The organism is Streptomyces sp. NPDC030183 (assembly GCF_055573455.1).
The window spans coordinates 448922-465464 of sequence record NZ_JBVIBK010000001.1 but is presented as its reverse complement, the minus strand read 5'-3'; the positions used below and the strand labels follow the sequence as shown (position 1 = coordinate 465464).

General features: G+C 72.2%; 16 protein-coding genes, 2 tRNA genes and 2 pseudogenes. 9 read left to right on the top strand and 11 right to left on the bottom strand.

Annotated elements, in window-relative coordinates; all coding sequences use genetic code 11:
• Window positions 1-158: 158 nt before the first annotated feature.
• Window positions 159-235, bottom strand: a tRNA-Lys gene (locus ACZ4Z2_RS02015).
• Window positions 236-560: 325 nt separating this feature from the next.
• Between ACZ4Z2_RS02015 and ACZ4Z2_RS02010 the strand changes: the two genes are divergently transcribed.
• From ACZ4Z2_RS02010 to ACZ4Z2_RS01980, 7 genes are all read left to right on the top strand, one after another.
• Entirely contained in the window at window positions 561-2027 is a 1467-nt protein-coding gene (locus ACZ4Z2_RS02010; RefSeq protein WP_468071351.1) for a peptidoglycan-binding protein, read from the top strand.
• A 407-nt stretch (window positions 2028-2434) separates the two neighbouring features.
• The gene (locus ACZ4Z2_RS02005) at window positions 2435-3577 is read left to right on the top strand and encodes an SPFH domain-containing protein (protein ID WP_468071350.1); all 1143 of its coding nucleotides are present in this window, start codon (window positions 2435-2437) and stop codon (window positions 3575-3577) included.
• A 119-nt stretch (window positions 3578-3696) separates the two neighbouring features.
• On the top strand, window positions 3697-4320 hold the full coding sequence (locus tag ACZ4Z2_RS02000; RefSeq protein ID WP_468071348.1) for a lytic polysaccharide monooxygenase auxiliary activity family 9 protein: 624 nt from the start codon (window positions 3697-3699) through the stop codon (window positions 4318-4320).
• Between the two features lie 116 nt (window positions 4321-4436).
• Window positions 4437-4904, top strand: a complete 468-nt coding sequence (locus tag ACZ4Z2_RS01995) for a DUF3592 domain-containing protein (protein WP_468071346.1) — start codon at window positions 4437-4439, stop codon at window positions 4902-4904.
• A gap of 49 nt (window positions 4905-4953) precedes the next feature.
• On the top strand, window positions 4954-6600 hold the full coding sequence (locus tag ACZ4Z2_RS01990; protein ID WP_468071344.1) for a long-chain-fatty-acid--CoA ligase: 1647 nt from the start codon (window positions 4954-4956) through the stop codon (window positions 6598-6600).
• Between the two features lie 124 nt (window positions 6601-6724).
• Window positions 6725-7954: a sensor histidine kinase gene (locus ACZ4Z2_RS01985; protein WP_468071342.1), complete on the top strand. Its 1230-nt coding sequence runs from the start codon at window positions 6725-6727 to the stop codon at window positions 7952-7954.
• A complete protein-coding gene (locus ACZ4Z2_RS01980; protein WP_468071341.1) occupies window positions 7939-8592 on the top strand; it encodes a LuxR C-terminal-related transcriptional regulator in 654 nt (217 codons plus the stop codon). Before ACZ4Z2_RS01985 ends, ACZ4Z2_RS01980 begins: the two co-directional genes overlap by 16 nt.
• A gap of 120 nt (window positions 8593-8712) precedes the next feature.
• On the opposite strand, the gene ACZ4Z2_RS01975 is transcribed toward ACZ4Z2_RS01980, so the two are convergent.
• The 9 genes and pseudogenes from ACZ4Z2_RS01975 to ACZ4Z2_RS01935 form a co-directional block, all read right to left on the bottom strand.
• A tRNA-Lys gene (locus ACZ4Z2_RS01975) sits at window positions 8713-8789 on the bottom strand.
• Window positions 8790-8904: 115 nt separating this feature from the next.
• Complete coding sequence (locus tag ACZ4Z2_RS01970; protein ID WP_468071339.1) at window positions 8905-9663, bottom strand: IclR family transcriptional regulator; 759 nt, start codon at window positions 9661-9663, stop codon at window positions 8905-8907.
• 214 nt (window positions 9664-9877) lie between these two features.
• Window positions 9878-10654: an ectoine/hydroxyectoine ABC transporter ATP-binding protein EhuA gene (gene ehuA, locus ACZ4Z2_RS01965; protein WP_468071676.1), complete on the bottom strand. Its 777-nt coding sequence runs from the start codon at window positions 10652-10654 to the stop codon at window positions 9878-9880.
• Between the two features lie 10 nt (window positions 10655-10664).
• Window positions 10665-11315, bottom strand: coding sequence for an ectoine/hydroxyectoine ABC transporter permease subunit EhuD (gene ehuD, locus ACZ4Z2_RS01960; RefSeq protein WP_468071337.1), 651 nt, complete (start codon window positions 11313-11315; stop codon window positions 10665-10667).
• Entirely contained in the window at window positions 11315-12031 is a 717-nt protein-coding gene (ehuC, locus tag ACZ4Z2_RS01955) for an ectoine/hydroxyectoine ABC transporter permease subunit EhuC (protein ID WP_468071335.1), read from the bottom strand. Before ehuC ends, ehuD begins: the two co-directional genes overlap by 1 nt.
• Window positions 12028-12951 carry an ectoine/hydroxyectoine ABC transporter substrate-binding protein EhuB gene (ehuB, locus tag ACZ4Z2_RS01950; protein WP_468071333.1) on the bottom strand — a complete coding sequence of 308 codons (924 nt, stop codon included), beginning with the start codon at window positions 12949-12951 and terminating at the stop codon, window positions 12028-12030. Before ehuB ends, ehuC begins: the two co-directional genes overlap by 4 nt.
• A 193-nt stretch (window positions 12952-13144) precedes the next feature.
• Window positions 13145-13870, bottom strand: coding sequence for a maleate cis-trans isomerase family protein (locus tag ACZ4Z2_RS01945; RefSeq protein WP_468071331.1), 726 nt, complete (start codon window positions 13868-13870; stop codon window positions 13145-13147).
• Window positions 13867-14041: pseudogene (locus ACZ4Z2_RS01940) on the bottom strand (maleate cis-trans isomerase family protein); the annotation flags it as partial. The gene ACZ4Z2_RS01945 and the pseudogene ACZ4Z2_RS01940, both read right to left, overlap by 4 nt.
• A gap of 80 nt (window positions 14042-14121) precedes the next feature.
• Window positions 14122-14208: pseudogene (locus ACZ4Z2_RS01935) on the bottom strand (IS5/IS1182 family transposase); the annotation flags it as partial.
• A gap of 288 nt (window positions 14209-14496) precedes the next feature.
• Between ACZ4Z2_RS01935 and ACZ4Z2_RS01930 the strand changes: the two are divergent.
• Window positions 14497-14625 (top strand): hypothetical protein, encoded by a 129-nt coding sequence (locus ACZ4Z2_RS01930; protein ID WP_468071329.1) that lies wholly within the window; start codon window positions 14497-14499, stop codon window positions 14623-14625.
• Between the two features lie 17 nt (window positions 14626-14642).
• Here the strand turns inward: ACZ4Z2_RS01930 and ACZ4Z2_RS01925 are convergent, their stop codons facing one another.
• Window positions 14643-14840, bottom strand: a complete 198-nt coding sequence (locus ACZ4Z2_RS01925) for a hypothetical protein (protein WP_468071327.1) — start codon at window positions 14838-14840, stop codon at window positions 14643-14645.
• Window positions 14841-15275: 435 nt separating this feature from the next.
• Here ACZ4Z2_RS01925 and ACZ4Z2_RS01920 point away from each other — a divergent pair, with 435 nt between their 5' ends.
• A complete protein-coding gene (locus tag ACZ4Z2_RS01920; protein ID WP_468071325.1) occupies window positions 15276-16232 on the top strand; it encodes a D-2-hydroxyacid dehydrogenase in 957 nt (318 codons plus the stop codon).
• Window positions 16233-16543: the final 311 nt, after the last annotated feature.

Here is a 16543-nt window from a genome sequence, read left to right as displayed (position 1 = left end):
TTCTATGGCGTTCATCTTGATCGCAAGACGCGAAACGCGGTGTTTACCGGTCATACGCGGTGTTTGGGGCATTGGTGGAGGATCGGTGAAACAGGGGCGCTCCACGGGGGCGCGGGGTATGCGAAGAGGCCCCTCGCCGTAGCGAGGGGCCTCTTCGGTGGTGCGCCGCCAGGGACTCGAACCCCGGACCCGCTGATTAAGAGTCAGCTGCTCTAACCAACTGAGCTAGCGGCGCGTGCGGTGAAAGTTTACCGGAGGGGCGGGGGTGCTTCCGACCACCGCGCGGGGCGCGTGCGCCGGGTCGCCGTGCGGGGCGTGTGCCGGGTCACCGCCGGTCGTCATGCGCGGGAGACGTGTAGTTGCGCGCGCTGTTCCGCGCGCCCCCACGGCGCACCGAGCGCCCCCTGTTTTCCGGAGGCGCGGGGGAACCGCCGGGCGGAATCGCGCGGTACGCGGTGTACATCATTTGGACCGTCAGCATGCGACAGCACGTGACACTTGGAAAACTTGACGTCGTGCAGAATCGTGGAATTCTCCGCCCCGCCCGCGAGGGGAACGGCATGAACGCTCCGGCATTCGAGGAAATCGATCCGGGGGCCGCCTGTGAATGCCCCGGCTGTGTTCACTGGCGGCGGGTGATGCCGTACTCGACCATGTACGACCATCCGGGCCACCCCGCCGCCAGGACGGCACGGCGCGCTCTGGTCGTGGCCACGGCGGCTGGTGCCGCGCTCGGCGCCGGGCATGCCGTACCGGCGGTCGCCGCAGCCCACGCCCCCACCTTCCCGGGAGGTGTTCCCGCAGGTGAGGACCCTGAGACCCCCCAGGGGAAGAAGGCGCCGCTGCACGGCCCGGCGGGGCGGCCGGCCGACGGGGAGAAGCCGTCCGGTGAGGTGCGGACGCCGCCGATCACCCGGGCGGAGATCATCCGGCGGGCCAGGACCTGGGTCGCCGCCGAGGTGCCGTACAGCATGACCGAGTACTGGTCGGACGGTTACCGGCAGGACTGTTCCGGATTCGTCTCCATGGCCTGGCATCTGCCCGGAAACGAATGGACGGGCAGCCTGGACAAGTTCGCCGACCGTATTTCCAAGGATCAGCTCCAGCCCGGCGACATGCTTCTCTTCCACAATCCGAGCGATCCGCAGAAGGGCTCGCACGTGGTCGTCTTCGGCGGCTGGACGGACTACACGCACACCTCCTACATCGCCTACGAGTCGACCCGCCCCCACGCCCGCCGCCAGGTCACCCCGTACGGCTACTGGACCGACCCGACCCGCTATGTGCCGTACCGTTACAAGGGCCTGGTCGACGACGGCACGGACGCCCCGGACGAGGGGACGGACGGCCCCGCCGACACCCCGGACTCCTCGGGGAGCGGTGGTACGAAGGGGTCGGCGGGGCCGTCGAGCGGCAACCGGTACCCGGGGGCCGCCTACTTCGGGCCCGGCGCCGACAACCGGTACGTCACCCGGCTGGGGCAGATGCTGGTGGAGCGCGGCGGGGCCCGCTTCTACACCGACGGGCCGGGGCCGCGCTGGTCGGAGGCGGACCGCAGGGCCACCGCGGCGTTCCAGCGGGCGCAGGGCTGGTCCGGGCCGGACGCGGACGGGCTGCCGGGGCCGTTGACCTGGTCATACCTGGTGACCGGGAAGGGCCGGGACATCCCCCCGGCGGGGAGCCCGGGGCCACGGGGCAGACCCGCCGCGCCCCGGCCGCCGGTCACGGCCAAGCCGCCACTCACCCCCCGGCCGCCCGCCGGCTCCGGGACGCCCGCCTCGCACGGCGTGCCCGGCTACCCGGGGCGGGGCGCGTTCCGGCCCGGCGCGTACAACGCGCACGTCACGCTGCTCGGTGAGCGGCTGGTCGAGATCGGGTTCGGCAAGTACTACACCTCGGGTCCGGGGCCGCGCTGGGGTGAGGCGGACCGGCGGAACGTGGAGGCGTTCCAGCGGTCCCAGGGCTGGCGCGGCGGCGCCGCGGACGGCTACCCGGGCCCGGAGACCTGGCGCCGCCTGTTCTCCTGACCCCCGGCCGCGCGCCCGCGGTCCCGCAACCACACCCCGGCTGCGCGCGCCCGCTCCCCGTCCGGCCCCGCAGTCCCGCTCCACGCCCGGCCCCCCAAGTCCCGCAGCTCCCCGCCCGGCCCCGCGTTCTCGGCAGCCGGGACCGCGTCCACCGGCCACCGGGCCCGCTCCACACCCGTACCAGGCCCCGGCCACGGCCCCCGCCCGGCGCCCGGCCCGGCCCGGCCCTGACCCCCGCCATCCCGGCCTCGACATCGACCGCTCGCCGGTCCCGACACCGGCCGCTCGCCCGCCCCGCTCACCGCCGCTCGCCCGGCGCTCGACCGCACGCCCGCACGCCCGCACCACCCCCCGACCCTCATCAGCTCTCACCACGGTTCTTCCTGCGCGGAGGCATGGAGGCACGTATGAGTACGACCACCTCACCCACACCGGAGCCGGAAGGGGTCGCGCGGCCCGCGCGGCTCATCCAGAACGAGACGACCACCGAGATCCCCGTCCACCTTCTGTTCCGGGACGACCCGGCCCCGGTGTCCGTGCCGGTCACCCCCGCGGTCGTGGGCCGGCGGCGGGGCACCGGCGAGCAGCCGAGGGTGCGGCGGGGCCCCGCCTCGGTGAAGCCGCGGCCCGCCGTCGCCGTCGACCCCGACCTGGTCGAGCGGCCCGCGCGGGTGCTGCCCGGCGTGGTGGGTGTGCTGGGCGGGGCCTGCGGGGCGGCCGGATGTGTGCTGACGTCGTGGTGGGCCGGTGTGCTGCCGGACCTGGTCGTACGGGCGTTGGGGCTGCCCGCCGCGGACGCGGGCGGTCTCGGTCCCGCGCAGTGGGCCGCGTACGCCGGTGCCGGTGCCCTGACGCTGTTCGGGTTCGGCGGGCTGGCGCGCGGGAGGACCGGGCGGGCCTGGGTGCTGAACCTGTTCGGGCGGTACCGGGGGACCGTCCGCCGCACGGGGCTGCTCTGGGTGAACCCGCTCGTGCTGCGCCGCCGGGTCGACGTACGGCTGCGGCACTGGCGGAGCGAGCCGGTGCCGGCCGTCGACGCGAACGGCGTCGCGCTGCGGGCCGTCGTCCTGGTCGCCTGGCGGCTGAAGGACACCGCGCGGGCGGTGCTGGGCATCGAGGACCACGAGCGGTACCTGCGTGAGTGCGTGGAGGCGGCGCTCTCCCGTGTGCTCTCCCAACTCCCCGCCGACGTACCGCCGAACGCCCTGGTCAGGGACTCGACCCTGCGCAACACGGAGGCGGTCGGCGAGGCGCTGACCCGGCTGCTGGTCGCGGACACGGCACCGGTCGGCCTGGAGGTGTTCTCCGTGCAGCCGATCCGGATCGAGTACGCGCCCGAGGTCGCCGCGGTGATGCAGCGCCGGCGGATCGCGGCGCTCGACGCCCAGCACCGCGACACCGTGCTCACCTCGGTCGTCGACTCCGTCGAGGACACGGTGACCCGGCTGACGATGCGCGGACTGGTCGAACTCGACGACTACGAGCGCAAGGCGCTGGTGAAGGACCTGACGGTGGCGTTCTACACAGGGCGGCGCGAGGCGACCCCGTGACCCCGTGGACACCGCGCCGGGCAGGGCCATGTCGTTGATATGGACACAGCCAACCCCCGCTCCTACTCTGATGCTTGGTCTAGACCTGGAACATCCCCACAACTCCAGGGAGCGGCAGCATGCGTCCAAGGACCTTCACTCGAAAACGCGCCAAGTGGTACGCCGTCGGCGTCGGTCTCGCCACCACCGGGGCCCTCGTCCTCTCCGGCGGCGGCGCCTCCGGCCACGGCTACACCGATCTCCCCGTCAGCCGGCAGAAGCTCTGTCAGAACGGCACCGTCACGAACTGCGGCGACATCCAGTGGGAGCCGCAGAGCGTGGAGGGCCCGAAGGGCTTCCCGGGCTCAGGGCCGGCTGACGGTCAGATCTGTTCCGCCGGGCACAGCCGGTTCGGGCAGCTCAACTCGCCCACCAGGCCGGGCGGCGGCGCCTGGCCCACGACCAGGGTGACGGGCGGCCAGAACTACACGTTCCGCTGGCAGTTCACCGCCATGCACGCCACCACCGACTTCAAGTACTACGTCACCAAGCCGGGCTGGAACCAGAACCACGCCCTGGCCCGCTCCGACCTCAACCTCACCCCGTTCTTCACCGTCCCCTACAACGGTCAGCGACCCCCGTCCACGCTCTCCCACACCGGACGCCTGCCGTCCGGGCTGAGCGGCCACCACGTGATCCTCGCGGTGTGGACGATCGCCGACACCGGCAACGCGTTCTACGCCTGCTCGGACGTCACCTTCTGACCGGCAGCGCACCGGCCCCGCGAGTTCTGAGCATCGCTTGAGCTGCGCGGGGCCCCCGCACGGGTAGTTTCCCCACGCCGCCGACCAGGGCGGTCACCGAACGCGGGGGGATCACCATGGATCTGTTTCTGTACATCGTTCCCGGCATCATCATGGCCGCCGTCGCCTTCGTGGCCTACCGCGTACTGCGCCGCTGGTCGCAGATCCGGCGGGCCTGGAACAGCGGGCTGACGGCGGAGGGCCGCTGTCTGAAGGCGTTCACCACGGTCAGCAAGGCCATGGGGCAGAGCAGCACCGTGCACACCACGATCCACCACGTGTACGAGTTCACCACCCGGGACGGCCGCCCCATCCGCTTCGAGGAGGAGGACGGCCCGATGACCACCGTCGAGGGCGACTTCGTCACCGTGTACTACACCGAGGGCCCGACCGTGGTGGCCACGGCCCACGAGCCGGGCCGGGTGAAGCAGGCGGCGGCCAGCCTCGGCATCCTCGCCTTCCTCGGCGTGATCTTCGTCTTCTGCGTCGGCTTCATGGTCACCTTCCACCAGATGTCCGCCGACACCACCTTCCCGAGCCCGTGACCGACAAGCGCCTCCCCAACTGACGGACAGTCAACTACGTTGCGTGCGCATGGAGTCCATCAGGCGCACGGTCGCACAGCTCGTCGCCGACCGGTGGGGCGACCACCGGCCGGGGCTGTGGTTCGAGGACGAGGTGCTCACCCATCACGAGGTCGCCGCCGGTGCCGCCGCCCGCGCGGCACTCCTGGCGGACCTGCTGCCGCCCGGCGCCGAGCCGCACCTCGGGGTCCTCCTCGACAACACCCCCGAGTACCCCCTGTGGCTGAGCGCCGCCGCCCTCGCGGGTGCCGCCGTCGCCGGGATCAACCCCACCCGGCGGGGCCCCGAACTGGCCCGCGACATCCTCCACACCGAGTGCCGGGTCCTCGTCACGGAACGCGCCCACCTGCCGCTCCTCGACGGCCTGCACCTGCCCGGCGTACGGATCCTCGTGACGGACACCGAGGAGTACGCCGCCCTGCTGGCCCCCTACGGAGGCGCCGAAGCCGACCCCTCCCGGGCCACCCCCTCCCACCGTCTCCTCCTCTACTTCACCTCCGGCTCCACCGGCGCGCCCAAGGCCGCGCTCTGCTCGCAGGGCCGGCTCGCGGCGGCCGGCCGGGCCCTCGTCGACCGCTTCGACGTGGCGCGGGACGACGTGCACTACGTCTGCATGCCGATGTTCCACGGCAACGCCGTGATCGCCGACTGGGCACCCGCCCTGGTCGCCGGTGCGGGTGTCGCGCTGCGCCGCAGGTTCTCCGCCTCGCGCTTCCTGGACGACGTACGGGCGTACGGCGCCACGTACTTCACCTACGTCGGCCGGGCCGTGAGCTACGTCCTCGCCACCGAGCCCCGCCCCGACGACCGCGACAACCCCCTGCGCACGGGCTTCGGCACGGAGGCGGGGGCCGTGGACGCGGCGGCCTTCGAGCGGCGGTTCGGGGTGCGGCTCGTCGAGGGGTACGGCTCCTCCGAGGGCGGGGCCGCGATCCAGCGGACGCCGGGGACGCCGCCGGGCGCGATCGGCCGGGCGGCACCCGGCGACGACCTCGCCGTGATCGACCCCGAGACGCGAAAGGAGTGCCCGCCGGCCGTCTTCGCCGAGGACGGGCGCCTGCTCAACGGAAGCGACGCGATAGGGGAGTTGGTGAACCGCGGCCCCAACCCGTTCGAGGGCTACTGGCGCAACCCCGAGGCGGACGCGGCCCGCCGTCACGACGGCTGGTACTGGACCGGCGACCTGTTCTACCGCGACACCGGCGGCTTCCTCTACTTCGCGGGCCGCACCGACGACCGCCTCCGCGTCGACAGCGAGAACCTCGCCGCCGCCGTCATCGAGAACATCCTCGCCCGCTACGAGGGCGCCGACGCCGTCGCCGTGTACGCCGTTCCCGACCCGGTCGCCGGGGACCAGGTCATGGCGACCGTCGCGGGCACCTTCGACCCGTACGGCTTCACCGAGTTCCTCTTCGCCCAGCCCGACCTCGGCACCAAGATGACCCCCCGCTTCGTCCGTGTCGTCCCCCGGATGCCCGTCACCGCCACCAACAAGATCCAGCGGGCCGCCCTGCGCCGTGAGGGCTTCCGCTGCCACGACCCCGTCTGGTGGCGGCCCCCTGGCATGTGGGCGTACCGCAGGTTCACGGCGGTGGACCTCGCGGCGCTGGTCGTCGAGTACCGCGCCCGGGGCCGGGAGGAACTGCTGACCAGGTAGAGGGGTGACCGGACCCGCGGACCGGCGTCCGGGCGGGCCCCTGCGGGGGGTAGGGCTGGACCCACCCCCCGAACGCCCCCTGCCCGTATGTCCGTCGGCGGGCGCAGCCGCCTACCGTGACCCCATGATCCGAACGGTCGTACGGGACGCGCCGGGCGCGGTGGCGTACCTGCTGAGCGGTGTGCTGGTGGGTGCGCCCCTGCTGCTGGTGCTCCTCGTCCTCGGCACCCTCGGCCTCGCCCTGGCCCCTCTCCTCGTGGGCCTTCCGCTGCTGGCCCTGCTCGCCCTGTCCGGCGTCCCCGTCGGCGCCCTGGAGCGCCGCCGCCTGCTCCTCGCCCGCACACCCCCGCCGCCCGCCCCGCACGCCACGCCGGCCGAACCGGGGCTCGCCGCGTGGGCCCGGCTGCGGTGCACCGAGCGGGCGACCTGGCGGGAGCTGGCGTACACCCTGCTCCTCGGGTTCGCGCTGTGGCCGCTGGACGCGTTGGCGCTGTGCGCGGCGGTGGCCGTCCCCGGCGCGATGATCGGGGCGCCCGTGCAGCTGGCGTTCTCGGGCGGTGACACCCGTATCGTCAAGCTCTGGCTGATCGACACGCAGGGCCAGGCCCTGCTGTGCGCGGCCGCCGGACTCGTCCTGCTCGTCGCGCTGCTGTGGCCGCTCACCCTGTACGCCCGGGCCCGGGCCGCCGTGGCCCGGCTGCTGCTCGCGCCCGGCGAGGCGGAGGGGGAGCGGCGGCTGGCGGAGGTGACCCGGTCGCGGGCCCGGCTGGTCGCCGCGTTCGAGGCGGAGCGGCGCCGCATCGAACGCGATCTGCACGACGGCGCCCAGCAGCGACTGGTGTCCCTGAGCATGACGCTGGGCCTGGCCCGGCTGGACGCCCCGCCGGAGCTGGCCGGCCGGCTCGCCGCCGCCCACCGGGAGGCCGACCAGGTCCTGGGGGAGCTGCGGGAGTTGATCCACGGCATCCACCCGCAGGTCCTCGCCGACTACGGGCTGCCGGACGCCCTCGCCGACGCGGCCGACCGCTCCGCCGTGCCCGTCACGGTCGACGCCGACCTGCCGCGGTTCGCCGAGCCGGTGGAGTCCGCCGCGTACTTCGCGGTCCGCGAGGCGCTCGCCAACGTGGGCAGGCACAGCGGCGCCCGGCAGGCGTGGATCACCGGCCGCTACGCGGGCGGACGGCTGCGGGTGGAGGTGCGCGACGACGGGCACGGCGGCGCCGACCCCGCGGCCGGCACTGGTCTCACGGGGCTCGCCGACCGGCTGGCCGTCCTCGATGGGACACTGACCGTCCACAGCCCGGCCGGCGGTCCGACCGTCCTGTCCCTGGAGATCCCGTGCCCCACGCGCTGAAGATCGTGCTCGCGGAGGACAGCGTGCTGCTCCGTGAGGGGCTCGTCGGGGTGCTGGCCCGCTTCGGCCACGAGGTCGTCGCGGCGGTCGGCGACGCGGAGGCCCTCAAGCGGGCGGTGGTGTCGTTCGGGCCCGGCCTCGTCGTCACCGACGTCCGGATGCCGCCCGGGCAGAGCGACGAGGGCCTGCGCGCCGCCCTCGAACTGCGTGCCGCGAACCCGTCGCTGCCCGTCCTCGTCCTCAGCCAGTACGTGCAGCGCGCCTACGCCGCCGAACTGCTCGACACCGGGGACGGCACCGGCGTGGGCTATCTCCTCAAGGACCGCATCGGGCAGGTCGAGCAGTTCGCGGAGGCGGTCGAACGGGTCGCGGCCGGCGGCACGGTCGTCGACCCCGAGGTCGTACGACAGCTGCTGCGCAGACGGCGTGATCCCCTGGCCGCGCTGACCCCGCGCGAGCGCGAGGTGCTGGCCCTGGTCGCCGAGGGCAAGTCCAACGCCGCCGTCGCCCGCGACCTGGTCGTCACCGAGGCCGCCGTCGGCAAACACATCGGCAACATCCTCGCCAAGCTCGCCCTGCCCCCGGCCGAGGACACCCACCGCCGGGTGCTGGCCGTGCTGGCGTACCTCCGGGGCTGAGTCCCGCACGGCGGAAGGGGGTGTGGGTGGCGAAGCCCCCACCGCGCGCGGCGAAGCCGCGCAGGAACGACGATGGCGAGGCATGTTCGCGCTTTCTGCGAACGTGCCTCGCCATCGTCATGGTGCGCCGCCAGGGACTCGAACCCCGGACCCGCTGATTAAGAGTCAGCTGCTCTAACCAACTGAGCTAGCGGCGCAGACTCTGTCGCTTTTCGCTTTCGCGGCTGGCGACAGAGAAAATACTACCTGGTCCTGAGGGGTGCCCTCGACCACGTAAACGTGACGTGGATCTCCGGCTCGCGCGGGCGACCGCTAGATCGCCAGCGACAGCAGGACCGGTGCCGCCCCCCGGTTCAGGGTGTGCGCCGCACGGCGGAGCCGGTGCGCGTGCTCCAGGGGCAGTGACAGGGCCAGGCAGCCGACCGAGGAGCCCGCCGTGATGGGGACGGCCGCGCAGACCGTGCCCGGCGCGTACTCCTGGAGGTCGAGGACCGGGACCGTCGGCGACTGTGCGTCGAGTTTGCTCAGCAGCACCCTCTCGTTGGTGATCGTGCGGGACGTGAGCCGGGCCGGCCGGTGCCGGGACAGGTGGTCCCGCCGGGCGTTGAGGTCGAGCTGGCCCAGCAGGCTCTTGCCTATGGCGGTGGCGTGGGCCGCGGAACGGAAGTCCACCCACTGGTGCACGGCGGGTGTGCCCGGCCCCTCGGCGCAGCCGGTGACCTTGATCTCCCCGTCCTCGTAGCGGCTGATGTAGACGGCGGCGCCCACCGAGTCGCGCAGTCGGTCCAGGGTGCGCTGGAGCTGCTCGCTCAGGGCCTGGTCATGGCCCTGGGCGGAGCCCAGCCTGGCGAGTGCGACTCCGGTGACATAGGCGCCGTCGGCGGTCTGCTCCACGTAGCCCTCGCGGCGCAGCATCAGCAGGAGCGCGGTCAACCGCTCACTGCCGACGCCGGTCCGGCGGGCGATCTCGGCGTCGGTGACGCCACCTGCGTGCCGCGCCACTGTCTCCAGGACGCGCAGCGCGTCCTGGGCCGAGTGGTTCGGCGCGGTCGGCTCGTGCTTGAGCGCCACGGTTTCCCCCTGCGCTTCTCGGGCCGTTTTTCGGACAGCTTGCCGTGTCCCACGATACGGCCCAAGGGGCTTACGCGCAGGGGTTGTTCGGCAACAAATCCTGGGGGCCCCGGGCCTCTCAACTGGTGGATCAGCACTCTGGCATATGCCTGAGTCATGGCCCGGCGGCCCCACCTCGGATGTTCCGCCGTGTTCGACCGCTCACGGCACGTAATCAGAGGACTGCGCCGAGGAACTCCCGTGTGCGTTCGTGCTCGGGTTCGCCGAAGATCTTCTCGGGGCTGCCCGACTCGATGACCTGGCCGGAATCGAACATCAGAACCTGATCCGAAATGTCCCGGGCGAAGTTCATCTCGTGGGTCACGCAGAGCATCGTGATGTCCGTGGTGCGGGCGATGTCCCGGAGCAGATCGAGCACACCCGCGACCAGTTCGGGGTCGAGCGCGGACGTCACCTCGTCCAGGAGCAGTACCTGCGGGCGCATCGCCAGGGCGCGGGCGATGGCCACCCGCTGCTGCTGGCCGCCGGAGAGCTGGGTCGGGTAGGAGTCGCACTTGTCGGCGAGCCCGACCATCTCCAGCAGCTCCCGGGCGCGCGCCTCGGCCTCGTCCTTCGACAGGCCGAGGACGGTGACCGGCGCCTCGGTGATGTTGCGCAGCACCTTCATGTTGGGGAACAGGTTGAACTGCTGGAACACCATCCCGATGTTCTTGCGGACCTCGCGGCACTGCTTGTCGCTCGCCGGGAACAGCCGCTGCCCGCCGACGGTGATCGTGCCCTCGTCGGGCTTGGTCAGGGTCATCAGCAGCCGCAGGATCGTCGTCTTGCCGGAGCCGGACGGGCCGATCAGGGTCACGTGCTTGCCGGCGTCGACGGAGAAGTCGAGCCGGTCCAGGACCGTATTGCTGCCGAATCGTTTGGTCACGTTCTCGAAGCGGATCAGCTCGGCGTGGTCCGCGGCACGGTCGGCGCGGGAGCCGGCTTCCTTCAGCAGTGGGGTGTCAGCGGACAAGGCGACGCTCCAGGGTTCGCAGGAGGGCGGAGGCGAGATAGGAGACGACGATGAACGCCACTCCGATGACGGTCAGGGGCTCGGTGAAGCGGAAGGTCTCCTGGGCGTAGAGCCGCGCCTCGCCGAGCATCTCCGGGACGGTGATCACCATGAGGATCGGGGTGTCCTTGAGCATCGAGATCACGTAGTTGCCCAGCGCGGGCACCACCCTGCGGACCGCCTGCGGCAGGATCACCACCGTCCAGGTGCGCCGCGGCGGCAGGTTCAGCGCCGTGGCCGCCTCCCACTGGCCGGCGGGCACCGCCTCGATGCCGGCGCGGTAGACCTGCATCGTGTACGTCGAGTAGTGCAGCCCGATCGCGACGACGCCGGTGGTCAGCGCCGAGAACGTCAGGCCCCACTCGGGCAGCACGTAGAAGAGGAAGAACAGCTGCACCAGCAGCGGGGTGTTCCGGACGAACTCCGTGAAGACACCCACCGGCCAGCTGACCCACCGGGTCGGCGTGCGCGCCAGCAGCGCCCACACCAGCCCGAGCGCGAACGACACCACCGAGCCCAGCGCCAGCGCCTGGAGGGTGACGATCAGGCCGTCCCGGAAGTGCGGGAGGAAGTCGACGACCGCGTTCCAGTCCCAGTTCATCACGCACCACCTCCGGCGCCCGCCGTCTCGGGTACGCGCGCGGGTGCCGCGTCCGCCTTCTTCGCCGGGGCCCTGCCGACGCCGGCCTTCAGCCGCCGCTCCAGCGCCCGCATGGCGCGGGTGAGCAGGAAGGCGATCACGAAGTAGATGAGCAGGATGTACGTGTAGATCTCCACGCTCTCCTGGAGCGCCAGCCGCACCAGGCTGCCGCTGAAGGCGAGGTCGCCCATGCCCATGATCGACACCAGTGCCGTGCCCTTGAGCAGCTCGACCAGCAGGTTGGCGAAGGGCGGGATCATCTCCGGCACCGCCTGGGGCAGCAGGATCAGCCGCATCCGCTGCCACGGGGAGAAGCTGAGCGCGATCCCGCCCTCACGCTGTGCCGGGTCCACGGAGTTCAGGGCGCCGCGCACGATCTCGGCACCGTACGCCCCGTAGGTCAGCCCGAGGGCGAGGACGGCCGCCCACATCGGCACGAGCTGCCAGCCGAAGGCCAGCGGCAGCACGAAGTACACCCAGAAGATCATGATCAGCGCGGAGGTACCGCGGAACACCTCGGTGTAGACGCCCGCGAGGAAGCGGACGATCCACCGGCGGTCGACACGCGCGATCCCCACGGCGAAGGAGACGACCGTGGCCAGCAGCCCGCCGAACACCAGCAGTTGGACGGTGACCCAGACACCGCGCAGGACGAGTTCCCACAGGCCCGACGTCATGCGCGACAGAGCTCCCGCATCGTGAGGTCGGTCATCTCGACCTTCGTGAACCCGAACGGCCGCAGGACCCTGAGCAGCTCACCGCTCTCCTTCATCTTCCGCAGCTCGGCGTTGAAGGCGTCCCGCAGCCTCGTCTCGGTGCGCCGGAACGCGAAGCCCGCGCCGTCCACCCGCGGTTTGCCGTCCACGCGCGCGGCGAAGGGCTTGGTGGCCTCCGTCCTGCGGGACTTCTTGACGACCTCACGGGTGGTCAGGGACGTCCCCGCGAACACGTCGACCCGGCCCGCCTCGACGGCGTTCATGCCCGCGACCTGGTCGGGGACGATCACGATCTCGCTCTCCGGGTAGCCCGCCTCGACCGCGTGCTCGATCTGCGCGTACCCGGAGCCGGTGGCGAACCTGGCCTTGGCGCGGATCACGTCCGCGTAGTCGTTCAGGCCCTTCGGGTTGCCCTTGCGGACCACGAACGCGTCGAGCATCTGGTGGTCCGGCTCGGAGAAGATGACCTGCCCGCAGCGCTCGGGGTTGATGTACATCCCGGCGGACACCACGTCGAACTGCTGGGAGTTCAGGCCGGGTATGAGCGAGCCGAACTCGGTGGGCACGGGCTGGACGCGTTCCACGCCCAGCCGCCGGAAGATGATCCTGGCCACTTCCGGCCCCTCGCCGGTCAGTTCGCCGTTCGTGTCGATGTAGCCGAACGGGATCTCCCCGGCGATACCGAGCCGCGCCACGCCCTGCGCCCGCAGCCGGTCCAGCAGGTCACCCCCCTTCACACCGGAGGCGGAGGCGACCCGGCCGCACCCGGCGGCGCCCAGCGCGCCCGCGGTCGCGAGCGCGGACGCGCCGGTGAGCAGCGCCCGGCGGCTGGGATCACGTGGGGTGCGGGTTCTTCCGGAAGTCTTCGTTGCTGGAGCCATGGGCGCGCGGCTACCCGACCCCATGCGATGTATTCGGGCCACTCGTGGCGCCTTCACGACCCCCGCACACACCGTGCGGGGGCCTCGGACACACCGTGTTGGGGCCTCGGACACACCGTGTTGGGGCCTCGGACACCGGCACGCGCGACGGCTCGGGGCGGGCGTCACCCGGCCGCCGCGGGTGCCCGGTGGCCTACACCTGCACGATCGGTTCCCTGGTGAACAGGGCGCCCAGTTCCGGGGCGTTCACCCGCCGGTCGGCCAGGCGCAGGGCCTCCCAGACGCTGACCTGGGTGGCGGTGAGGACCGGCTTGCCCAGCTCCTTCTCCAGGTCGGGAAGGTGGGAGGCGGTGCGGAGGGCCGTGTCGGGCAGGAGGAGCGCCTGGGCATCGGGGTGGTCGGCGTCCCGGGCGAGGGCGAGGAGGTCGTCGACGGTCCAGGCCCCCACCTCCGCCGCCGTGGCGATGCCGCGCGCGGAGACGACCTCCAGGCCGCCCGCCGTCAGGAAGTCGACGAAGAGCCGGGTCAGGTCGTCCGGGTAGGTCGCGGCGACGGCCACCCGGGCCGCGCGCACCTCCCGCGCCGCGTGGACGAACGCGAAGGACGTGGAGGAGGCGGGCAGTCCCGCCGTACGGGCGAGGGCGCGGATCTGCTCGTGGGCGCCCTCGTAACCGTGGACGAAGCTGCCGCTGGTGGACGCCCAGACGACGGCCTCCGCGCCGGACAGCCGCAGGGCCTCGCAGCCCGCCGCCAGCCGCTCGGGCGCGCCCGACTCCCGCAGGGCGTCCGTCCCGTACGGGGCCTCCCCGATGTCGATGCGCGCGAGGTCGACCCGGATGTCACTGCCCAGGAGCTGCTCTATGCGCGGATAGTCGTCCTCGGCGGAGTGGCCCGGGTGGAGGAGTCCGAGAGCGGTCATGCCCAACCTTCCTGTTCTTCCGGCGGCACCGGCGGTGGCGGTACGGGCCCCGCACCGGACGTCTGCCTGGCCGACTCGTCGAGCAGAGCCTGGTACGGACCCACCGCCCGGGTACCCAGGTGACGCAGTGCCGCCCCTCATCGTCACCTGGTTGGCCGAGACACCGGGGATCAGCCTGGGCCCCCCGGCTCAGACCGGCGTGTGAACGGCTTCCCCGCGAGACCGAACCGAACGCCGCCCTCGCCCTGCATGCGTTGGCCGTGATCCGGGGCCATGAGCATGGGGACCCACTCGACCAGGGCGTGAGGCAGGTCGAGTGCGGCAGCATACGGAGCCACCGCGGCCGCTGTGCCTGTGGGTTGAGACTTCGAACAGTGGTGGAGACTGGACAGATGCGACCTCACGCCCCTGGCGGACTCCTGTTCGTAGCGCTCGGTCTCATCCTCGTCGCCGCCGGCTACGTCTGGAGGGGACGTGTCCTGCGTCCCCTCTCGGCGAAACGGGCCCAGGCAGCCGTGATCCGGGATCGTTCCAGAAACCTGCTGCGCTGCGCGGACATGGCAATCGCCGGAGCGCGTCGACGGGCCGCCGCACACGGCGAACCGGCCATCGTCACGGTCGGAGACGTGACCAGGGTGGCGCGCCAGCACTACGGGTACCTCTTCGTGAAGCGCGAGGAAGCAGCTGCCGCCCTCCGCCAGCGCTATGAGGCTGCCGACTGCCGGGTCGACTGCATGACCGACGCTTTCAACTGATTCTCCCCGGCAAGTGCTCACCTGCCGTCGGCAGCTGCTTCGACCAGCTTCACGAGGGGCGCCAGGATCTGTGGCAGGTCGCTCTCGGAAGTGAGCACCGATTGGTCCTGCCAGGTGCGCTCGGTTCGGGAGTCGATGAAGAGCAGTGAAGTCGCACCCGACTCCCATAGGAACACCATCCCCCTGCGCTCGTCTGATTCCAGCGTGAGGCTCACTGCCGCGGCCTTCGGCCGCCCTCGGGACGGGGTTCCGGGGACGGGTCGCTTCACCGCAGAGCTGATCCCACGTGAGCGAAGCTCGTGTTCGTGTGCGGCATGCCAGTCCATGAGCCACTGAGCGATCCCTGACACCGCGCCCCCACTTGGGCCTCGAACGGGCCGTCGGACTTGATCGTAGGCCCGGCGATCGCCAGATCCCACGGCACGGGGTGCGGGGCCGGCGCCAGGCGGCGAACGGCCGCAGCCCTTCCTCCGGAACGGAGCGCGAGGGGGAGGCGACGGAACGTGATCAAGTGCGTGTTGACGTCGGCGGGTTCGGGTGCGAGCGTGGGCCGTCAGTGCACGTCACACGCATCCCACCAGGCCGGTCGGGCCGCGTCCCCGCGCTCTCCGGGCCAGGCTCCGGCCCCACGACGGACGGTGTCCCCCGCTATGACCGCGACGCGCAGACCGACGCTCCTCGTCCTCGACGCCGAGCCGCGCCCCCGCCTCGGGCGCCTCACCGGACGGGCGACGATCGAGTACACCGACGCCGCGACGCTCCCCGAGCGGCTGCCGCACGCCGATGTCCTGCTCGTGTGGGACTTCACCTCCCGTGCGGTCCAGGACGCCTGGCCGGGAGACGGCCCCCGCCCCCGCTGGGTGCACACGGCCAGCGCCGGCGTCGACCACCTGCTGTGCCCCGAACTCGCCGCCGACGACACGGTGGTGACCAACGCCCGCGGTGTCTTCGACGAGCCCATCGCCGAGTACGTCGCCGCGCTCGTCCTGAGCATGGCGAAGGATTTGCCGCGCAGCTGGGAGCTCCAGGGCCGCCGGGAGTGGCGGCACCGCGAGACCGTGCGGGTCGCGGGAAGCCGTGCCTGTGTGGTCGGGTCGGGGCCCATCGGGCGGGCGATCGTACGGTCCCTGAAGGCGATCGGCGTGCACAGCGCCCTCGTCGGCCGGGTGGCGCGCGCCGGCGTCCACGGCCCCCAGGACCTCGACCGGCTGCTGGCCCGCGCCGACTGGGTGATCGCGGCGGCGCCGCTGACCGAGGAGACCCGCGGCATGTTCGACGCCCGCCGCTTCGGCGTCATGCAGCCCTCCGCCCGCTTCGTCAACGTCGGCCGCGGACAGCTGGTGGTCGAGGACGCGCTCGTCGACGCCCTGCGCAAACGGTGGATCGCGGGCGCCGCGCTGGATGTCTTCGAGCGGGAACCGCTGGCCGCGGACGACCCGCTGTGGGACGTGCCCGGCCTGATCGTCTCGCCCCACATGAGCGGCGACACGGTGGGCTGGCGCGACGAACTGGCGGCGCAGTTCGTGGCGTCGTACGAGCTGTGGGAGGCGGGGAGACCACTGCCGAATGTGGTCGACAAGGGGAGGGGGTATGTGCGGGGGGCTTGAACGGGGGCGCCTGATAGCTCCGGGGTCACTGTTGTAGGGCGACCGCGGGTGGTGTGTGGTTTCTCGCGCGGTTCCCCGCGCCCCTGAAGGGACCGGGCCTGCGGCCCGCCCCTTCACCCTGAAAAGCACGGACGCAGCCCCGGGCGCTTTTCAGGGGCGCGGGGAACTGCGCGAACGGCCACCACGCACCCGCACCCGCCGGAACCACACGCACCCCCGAGCTACTACGCACCCCCGGAATAACCGGAGACCCCCTCCTGTTAACCCCCGGCGTAGCCACCGAGAACCGCCGCGCAACCGCAGGAGGCCCC

Bases quoted from the DNA above. Each gene is read 5' to 3' on its own strand.
- ACZ4Z2_RS01945 (WP_468071331.1), bottom strand. From the start codon at position 13,870: ATGACCGCTCTCGGACTCCTCCACCCGGGCCACTCCGCCGAGGACGAC.
- ehuC (WP_468071335.1), bottom strand. From the start codon at position 12,031: ATGACGTCGGGCCTGTGGGAACTCGTCCTGCGCGGTGTCTGGGTCACC.
- ACZ4Z2_RS01920 (WP_468071325.1), top strand. From the start codon at position 15,276: ATGACCGCGACGCGCAGACCGACGCTCCTCGTCCTCGACGCCGAGCCG.
- ACZ4Z2_RS01985 (WP_468071342.1), top strand. From the start codon at position 6,725: ATGATCCGAACGGTCGTACGGGACGCGCCGGGCGCGGTGGCGTACCTG.
- ACZ4Z2_RS01990 (WP_468071344.1), top strand. From the start codon at position 4,954: ATGGAGTCCATCAGGCGCACGGTCGCACAGCTCGTCGCCGACCGGTGG.
- ACZ4Z2_RS02005 (WP_468071350.1), top strand. From the start codon at position 2,435: ATGAGTACGACCACCTCACCCACACCGGAGCCGGAAGGGGTCGCGCGG.
- ehuD (WP_468071337.1), bottom strand. From the start codon at position 11,315: ATGAACTGGGACTGGAACGCGGTCGTCGACTTCCTCCCGCACTTCCGG.
- ACZ4Z2_RS01995 (WP_468071346.1), top strand. From the start codon at position 4,437: ATGGATCTGTTTCTGTACATCGTTCCCGGCATCATCATGGCCGCCGTC.
- ehuB (WP_468071333.1), bottom strand. From the start codon at position 12,951: ATGGCTCCAGCAACGAAGACTTCCGGAAGAACCCGCACCCCACGTGAT.
- ACZ4Z2_RS02000 (WP_468071348.1), top strand. From the start codon at position 3,697: ATGCGTCCAAGGACCTTCACTCGAAAACGCGCCAAGTGGTACGCCGTC.
- ACZ4Z2_RS02010 (WP_468071351.1), top strand. From the start codon at position 561: ATGAACGCTCCGGCATTCGAGGAAATCGATCCGGGGGCCGCCTGTGAA.